This window comes from Saccharomonospora iraqiensis subsp. paurometabolica YIM 90007 (assembly GCF_000231035.2).
Classification (GTDB): Bacteria; Actinomycetota; Actinomycetes; order Mycobacteriales; family Pseudonocardiaceae; genus Saccharomonospora; species Saccharomonospora paurometabolica.
This window is the reverse complement of sequence record NZ_KI912259.1, coordinates 115,527-122,173: the sequence shown is the minus strand read 5'-3', so window position 1 is coordinate 122,173 and position 6,647 is coordinate 115,527. Positions and strand designations below refer to the sequence as shown.

5 protein-coding genes are annotated in these 6,647 nt (G+C 70.7%); 1 reads left to right on the top strand and 4 read right to left on the bottom strand.

From position 1 onward, the window contains the following. Nucleotides 1-117 precede the first annotated feature (117 nt). From SACPADRAFT_RS0221435 to SACPADRAFT_RS0221420, 4 genes are all read right to left on the bottom strand, one after another. Nucleotides 118-1,839: an ABC transporter substrate-binding protein gene (locus SACPADRAFT_RS0221435; RefSeq protein ID WP_007023602.1), complete on the bottom strand. Its 1,722-nt coding sequence runs from the start codon at nucleotides 1,837-1,839 to the stop codon at nucleotides 118-120. Further along, on the bottom strand, nucleotides 1,836-2,870 hold the full coding sequence (locus tag SACPADRAFT_RS0221430) for an NAD-dependent epimerase/dehydratase family protein (RefSeq protein ID WP_007023601.1): 1,035 nt from the start codon (nucleotides 2,868-2,870) through the stop codon (nucleotides 1,836-1,838). The genes SACPADRAFT_RS0221435 and SACPADRAFT_RS0221430 overlap by 4 nt, the downstream gene beginning before the upstream one ends. Nucleotides 2,871-2,874: 4 nt before the next feature. Continuing rightward, entirely contained in the window at nucleotides 2,875-4,227 is a 1,353-nt protein-coding gene (locus SACPADRAFT_RS0221425) for a nucleotide sugar dehydrogenase (protein ID WP_007023600.1), read from the bottom strand. Nucleotides 4,228-4,332: 105 nt separating this feature from the next. Next, nucleotides 4,333-5,526 (bottom strand): DegT/DnrJ/EryC1/StrS family aminotransferase, encoded by a 1,194-nt coding sequence (locus tag SACPADRAFT_RS0221420; protein WP_198048371.1) that lies wholly within the window; start codon nucleotides 5,524-5,526, stop codon nucleotides 4,333-4,335. A gap of 97 nt (nucleotides 5,527-5,623) precedes the next feature. Between SACPADRAFT_RS0221420 and SACPADRAFT_RS0221415 the strand changes: the two genes are divergently transcribed. Next, nucleotides 5,624-6,625: an aldo/keto reductase gene (locus SACPADRAFT_RS0221415; protein ID WP_007023598.1), complete on the top strand. Its 1,002-nt coding sequence runs from the start codon at nucleotides 5,624-5,626 to the stop codon at nucleotides 6,623-6,625. Nucleotides 6,626-6,647 lie beyond the last annotated feature (22 nt).

Genomic DNA, 6,647 nt, shown 5'->3' with positions numbered 1-6,647 from the left:
GCCGACCCGGCCGCACTGCTTCCCGCCGAGCCGGCCCCGGCGGAGAACCCGCCCAGCTGACGGTCCCGGGGCCGGTGCGTGCGGAGCGAGGCCGCCGCACCGGCCCCCGGTCGGCATTCAGTGGTCCAGCCACAGGTTGGCGGCGTCGTACCACCGGTCGACGTGCGGCATCGGGATCGGGTTGCGCACCCGAGGGCTGGTGACATGCACGATCGTCGGCTCGCAGACCAGCAGCGGCACCACGGCCGCGGCCTCGCACACGGCCCGGTCCACGGCGTGCCACAGTTCCGCCGACCGGTCCGGGTCGGGCTCCGACAGCGCATCGGCGATCATCGCGTCGACGGTGGGGTCGCGGTAACCGCCGTAGTTGCAGCTACCGGCCCCGGACGGCGACTCGAACAGCGGCTGCACGCAGGTCCGTCCGTTGTTGCCGAACCAGTCGGGCGTCCAGGCCGCGGCCGTGACGTCCCAGTCACCGGCGACCGAGCGCCGCGGGTCCTGCAGGATGCGGTAGTACTCGTCGGCGTGCTCGATCCGGGTCAGCGCGACGTCGACGCCGGCCGCGCGGAGGTCGTCGGCGTAGCTGTGCGCGATGTCGTCGTGCGGGGTCTCCCTCCGGTACAGAAGACGCAGCCGCATCCCCTCGCACCCGGCGTCCCGCAGCAACCTCCGGGCCAGTTCCGGCCTCCCGCCGTCGACGGCGTCGGGCGGTGGTGGCCGATACCCGACGTTCCCGGGCGGGATGACACCGTGCGCGGTCCGCGTGACGGTGCCCAGATCCATCCGGTCCATCAGGCCTACCAGCGCGGACTTGTCCACGGCGAGCCCCAGCGCCCGCCGCACGGCCGGATCCCGCAGCTCCCGCCGCGGCCCGCGCACGTTGAACACGAGATACGGGTTGAGCGCGAACCCGACGTGCCGGTCGGCGTCCGGGGACGGACGGTCGTGGCTGATCACCGGCGCGCCCCAGGACAGGTCCGCCCGCCCACTCTCCACCTCGGCCCGGACGACGTCGTCCTCCACCCGGGCCATCCGAACCTCGATCCCGTCGATCCAGGCCGCCCGCAGCGGGTCGGAGGTCGCCTCCCACGCAGGGTTGCGCCGCATCGACAGGTGCTCGCCGTGCCGGTAGCGGGTCAGCCGGTAGGGGCCACAGGACCGGATGACGTCGGTGAACCCGGCACCGCCAGGCAGCACCGCGTCGTACTCGACCGGAGCGGGTGAGGCGTAGAGCGTGGCGAGAATGTTGACGAGGTCGTTCGCCGGCCGGAGCAGCTCGATCTCCAGCCGCCGCTCGTCCAGCACCCGCAACCCGCTGATCTCGTGGGTGTTCTGGTAACGGGCGGCGGTCTCCGGATCGGCTCCGTCCCGGTCCATCGCGATCCGGTAACCCTCGGCGAACTCGGCCATGCCGCGCACCGTACTGGTGAAGTAGCCCAGGGAACCGGTCCCCGTCACGGGGCAGGCCAGCCGCTTCAGGCCGCGCACCACGTCGGCGGCGGTGACCTCGCGCGGTGGATCGGTGTCCCAGTACACGCCGCCGCGCAGGTCGATGTGATGCACCAGTCCCGCCGCGTCGATACCGCCGTTGTCCCGGGTCGGCACCGCCACCGCGAGATCCGGGACGGGGCTCAGAGCGTCCTCGTCCGCGGTGGTCGGGTAGGTGAACAGTTGCCGGGTGAACAGACGCAGGATCTGGTGAGAGAACGCGTAGCTGGCGCACGCCGGGTCGAGGTGATCCATCCCGCCCGGCCCGAAGTATCGCAGAAGACCTCCCCGACGGGGCTGCCCCTCTCCGGGGAGGACGAGCCGTGGCGCGGTCGTGGCTGGGTCCGTCATCGTGCGGCTCCTCGCTCGTCCCGTTCGTCCGGGTCCTGTCCGGTCCACCACTCGTTGGCCCGAGCCCAGGCGACCGTCTCGCGGAGCCCCTGCTCGACCGAGGTCGTCGCACGCCACCCGAGCAGTCCCGCGATCCGCGACGTGTCCGGCACCCGCCGCGGAATGTCCTCGTACACCGATCCGAATGCCGATCCGGTGTCCAGTAGGACCGGATCGGAGCGGCAGCCGACGGCGTCCCCGACAGCGCGGACGATCTCGGCCATCGTGATCTCGCGCTCGCTGCCGACGTTCAGCACCACCCCGTCCACCCGCGACGACGAGGCGACGGCGAGCGTTGCCTCGACGGCGTCCCGGACATAGGTGAAGCAGCGGGTCTGGTCACCGCGGTCGTAGAGCAGTGCAGGGACACCACGCAGGAGACGATGCACCGTGTTGCTCACGACGTAGGCAGGTCGCTGACGGGGACCGTAGACGTTGAAGTACCGCAGCACGGTGGCGCGGGTGCCGTAGCGACGGGCATGGGCGAAGGTCATGTGCTCGGCCGTCGCCTTGCTGGTCGAGTAGGACCATCGGTCGGCCGTGGTGGGGCCGAGCACCCGCGCGGAGTCCTCGGCCCAGGGAGTGTCCGGATTGCGTCCGTAGACTTCACTGGTGCTGGCGAGAAGCAGCTTCGCGCCGGCGTCCCGGGCGGCGTCCAGCACGGCGCGCGTCCCACCGACCGCGATATCGATCACATCGAGCGGGTCGTAGAGATACTGGTCGACCCCAACCAGCGAGGAGAAGTGGACGATCAGGCCCGTGGTGGCCGTGATCTCCTTGCGGACCAGAGTCGTGTCCCGCACGTCGCCCCGCACATGGCGCACCGCTCCCGCCGGAACGACGAGGTCCGGCGGCGGGTCTGCGGGGTCGAGCACGGTGACCCGCCGTCCCTCCGCGGCGAGCGCCTCGACAAGATGGCTGCCGATGAACCCGTGCCCGCCGGTCACGAGGACGTGCTCACCGTGGCGGCTGAACGGAATGGGTGTGTTCATGGTGTCACCGACCGATCCCTCGGTACCGCAGGTCGTGCTCGTACAGTGATTCGATCTCGTCCCGGGTGAAGTAGCGACGGCCGTCGAACACGAGGCATCCAGCCCGCGTTGCGGCGCGCAGGTCCGCCGGGGCGAGGTCGCGGTACTCCCGGTGTCCGGTGAGCATCGCGACGGCGTCGGCACCCGCGATCGCCGCGTCGATCGACGGCTCCGGATCCTGTCCGAACACGTCGCGGACCCGTGCCGGCTCGGCGAGCCCGTCGTGCAGCCGGACGGTGCAGCCTGCTTCGCGGAGCTGCGCGACGAACGGGGCGACGGGGGTCCGACGAAGGTCGCCGGTGTCGGACTTGAAGGCCAGTCCGAGCACCGCGACGGTCGCCTCGGCCGGATCCGTACCGAACTTGCTGAGCTGGTCGGTCAGGCTCCGTGCCGCGTGGTCCGGCATCGCGTCATTGACCGCCCGCCCGGTCGTGACGGTGCGCAGCTCGACACCGCGGTCGCCTGCGGCCCGCGCCGCCATGACGGGGTCTTTGGGCAGGCATGAACCGCCCACGCCGACACTCGGCATCAGTACGTTCATCCGTCCGTTTCCCTTGGGGAGGGTGTTCGCGGCCGTGACGACGTCGACGACGTCGATCCCGAACGCATCACAGAACAGCGCCAACTCGTTCGCCATCGCGATGTTGTGGTCGATCCACCAGTTGCTCGCCAGTTTCACCGCCTCGGCGATGTCGGCGTCGGCCACCGGGTGTACGGGGACACCGAGGGTGTTCCGCCAGAACACGCTCGCCGACTCGGCCGATTCCGGGTCGACCCCGCCGACGATGACGGCGAGTTCCCGGATCTGAGCGAGTGCCTGTCCCTCGGCCAGCCGCTCCGGGCAGTGCACGAGACCGAAGTCCTCCCCCGGCCGCGCCCCGTGCCCGGACAACAGCGGCGCGACCACGGTGCGGGTCGTACCGGGTGAGACGGTGCACTTGACGACGACGAGATGCCCAGGGCGCAGCCGAGGGGCGAGGTCCCGGCAGGCCGCCTCCAGATTGCTGGAGTCGAGCCGGCCGTCGGCGTCCACCGGGGTTCCCGGTGTGAGGAGGATGACGTCGCTGCCGGCGGCAGCGGACAGGTCGGCGGTCACGGTCAGCCGCCCGCTCGCGAGACCATCGCGCAGCAGCTGGTCGAGACCGGGCTCGGCGATCGCACACCGGCCCGCGCGCACCCGCTCGACGTGCTCGAGATCGATGTCGGCCGCGACGACCCGCAGGCCGCGCTCGGCGAGTACCGCCGCCAGGCACAGCCCGACCTGGCCCGCCCCCACGACGAGCACGGACGGGGCGCGGTCACGGGGCAGAAACCGCATGGTGCTTCTCCCATCTCGACGCGATCGAGGCACTGTGAGCGTCGGCGCGAGCCCGGCGGTGATCCGATCCGCGACAGCGGTCGGCCGACCGGTCGGCGGAGGCGTTCACCATCCGGAACGGACGGTGTCGACGATGTGCTCGCGTTGCTCCTCGGTCAGCCACCAGCCGACCGGCAGGTAGCAGACCCGATCGGCGACGGAATCGAGTCCGGGCAACGACTCGCGGGCGGCGGCGACGGCCGGGTGGTCGTCATTGCGACGCGCGAGGACGGTGGTCCCGATCCCGGCCTCCCCGAGCCGACGCATGAATCCCGGCCGATCCTCGACCTTGACCGGATATGCCCAGAACGTCGGCGCGCGGTCGTCGGGCCGCTCGGTGTGCTCCAGACCCGGCACGTCCTGGAGCTCCTTGTCGTAGCGGTAGGCGTTCGCCCGATGACCTGCGAGCAAGTCGTCGATCATCTCCAGGTTGGCCGAACCGATCTCCGCGCTGATCTCGTCCATGGGACAGCGGAACCCCCACTCCGGAACGGAGTACTCACCGCGGGTCCGGTCGTCGGCCCGGTCGATCCCGAACCATCGGGTGCGCAGGGCTCGGCGGTGCGATTCCGCCTCCGGGAAGACCATCAGGCCACCGCCACCCGCGGTCAGCAGCTTGATCGTCTGGAAGCTGTAGACGGCGGTGTTGCCGTGATTGCCGAGCGGACGACCACGGTACGTCGCTCCCCACGCCTGGGCGCAGTCCTCCACCACGGGCGGTCGGAAGCCGAGACGCCGTCGGGCCCGATCCAGGACGTCGTCGAGCTCAGCCAGATCGACCGGGAATCCGAGCCAGTGCACCACGACGATCGCCCGCGTGCGCGGGGAGATCTTGCGCTCCAGATCCTCGAGATCGAGGTTCAGCGTGTGCGGGTCGGTGTCCACCCAGCGTATCCGCAGCCCGTTTCCCGGGATCGGCCAGTTGGTCCCCTCGAAGGTGAGTGGGGTGGTAAGTACCTCGTCCCGCTCCGGCGTGGGGTCGGGCCGGTACGGGTCACGGCCCACGAGAAGGTGCAGAGCCAGGTGCAGTCCGGAGGTGGCACAGTTGACCGTGGCCACCCTGGGGTTACCGATCCGGCGCCCGAGTTCGGCTTCGAGCGCCTCGGCGCGCGGCCCATGTTCCAGCCTCCCGCTCCGGACCACCTCGGCCACTCGCTCCGGGGCGTCGGGCGCCATCGCCACCTTGAAGACCGGGATCATGAACACCCCTCCACCTCGGTAATTATTAGTTAAGTTACCTAGCATGGTGTCCAGGCGCAATCAGCCGCGGTCAAGCGCGGACGACGTTGCTTTTCCCAGGCCGGTCTGCGACCGTCGGAACCCGACACACCCGCACGGCACGCCGACGGAGGAGTCTTTGACGACCGGGGAACAGGTCACGCATGTGCCGTTGGGGCGCGCCGGACTCCGCGTCAGCAGATTGTGTCTGGGGACGGTGAACATCGGTGGCCGGGTCGACGGACCCGCGGCGTCGGCTCTGTTCGACGCCGCCCTCGACCGGGGGATCGATTTCATCGACACCGCCGACATCTACGGTTGGCGGGTCCGCCAGGGACACACCGAGGAAGTGCTCGGTACCTGGCTCGCTCGGCCGGGGGTGCGGGACCGGGTCGTGCTGGCGACGAAGGTCGGCAGCCGGTTCGGCACCGGGCCGAACGACGAAGGGCTCTCCGCCCGGCACATCGTCCGGGCCTGTGAGGCGTCACTGCGACGCCTGCGGACCGATCACATCGACCTGTACACGATGCACCAGCCCGACCCGGCGACGGGCTGGGAGGAGATCTGGCAGGCGATGGATCTGTTGGTGACCCAGGGCAAGGTCCGCTACGTCGGTTCCTCCAACTTCGCCGGATGGCAGCTCGCCGCGGCCCAGGAGGCGGCGCGCTCGCGGCACACCCTCGGGCTGGTGTCCGAGCAGTGCCTGTACAACCCGCTCGTCCGGCACGCGGAGCTGGAGATCATTCCCGCGGCACAGCACTACGGGATCGGCGTGCTCGTGTGGTCGCCGCTGCACGGCGGGCTGCTCTCCGGTGTGCTGACCAAACTGGCCGACGGGTCGGCGGTGAAGTCGGCGCAGGGGCGCGCGGCGATCGCGCTCGGCGAGCACCGGGAGGTCGTCGAGCGGTTCGAGCGGCTGTGTGCCGAGCACAACCGCGCGCCCGCCGAGGTCGGTATGGCCTGGACACTCGCCCAGCCAGGCGTAACATCCCTGGTCATCGGGCCGCGGACACCCGCCCACCTCGAAGGCGCGCTCGCCGCTGTGCACGAACCGCTCGATCCGGATCTCGAGGCCGCCGTGGCCGAACTGCTCCCGCCGCTCGGCCACGGCGGCCCCGCACCGGCCGCTTGGATCACCTGAACACCCTTCGCCCGGGGGGAGG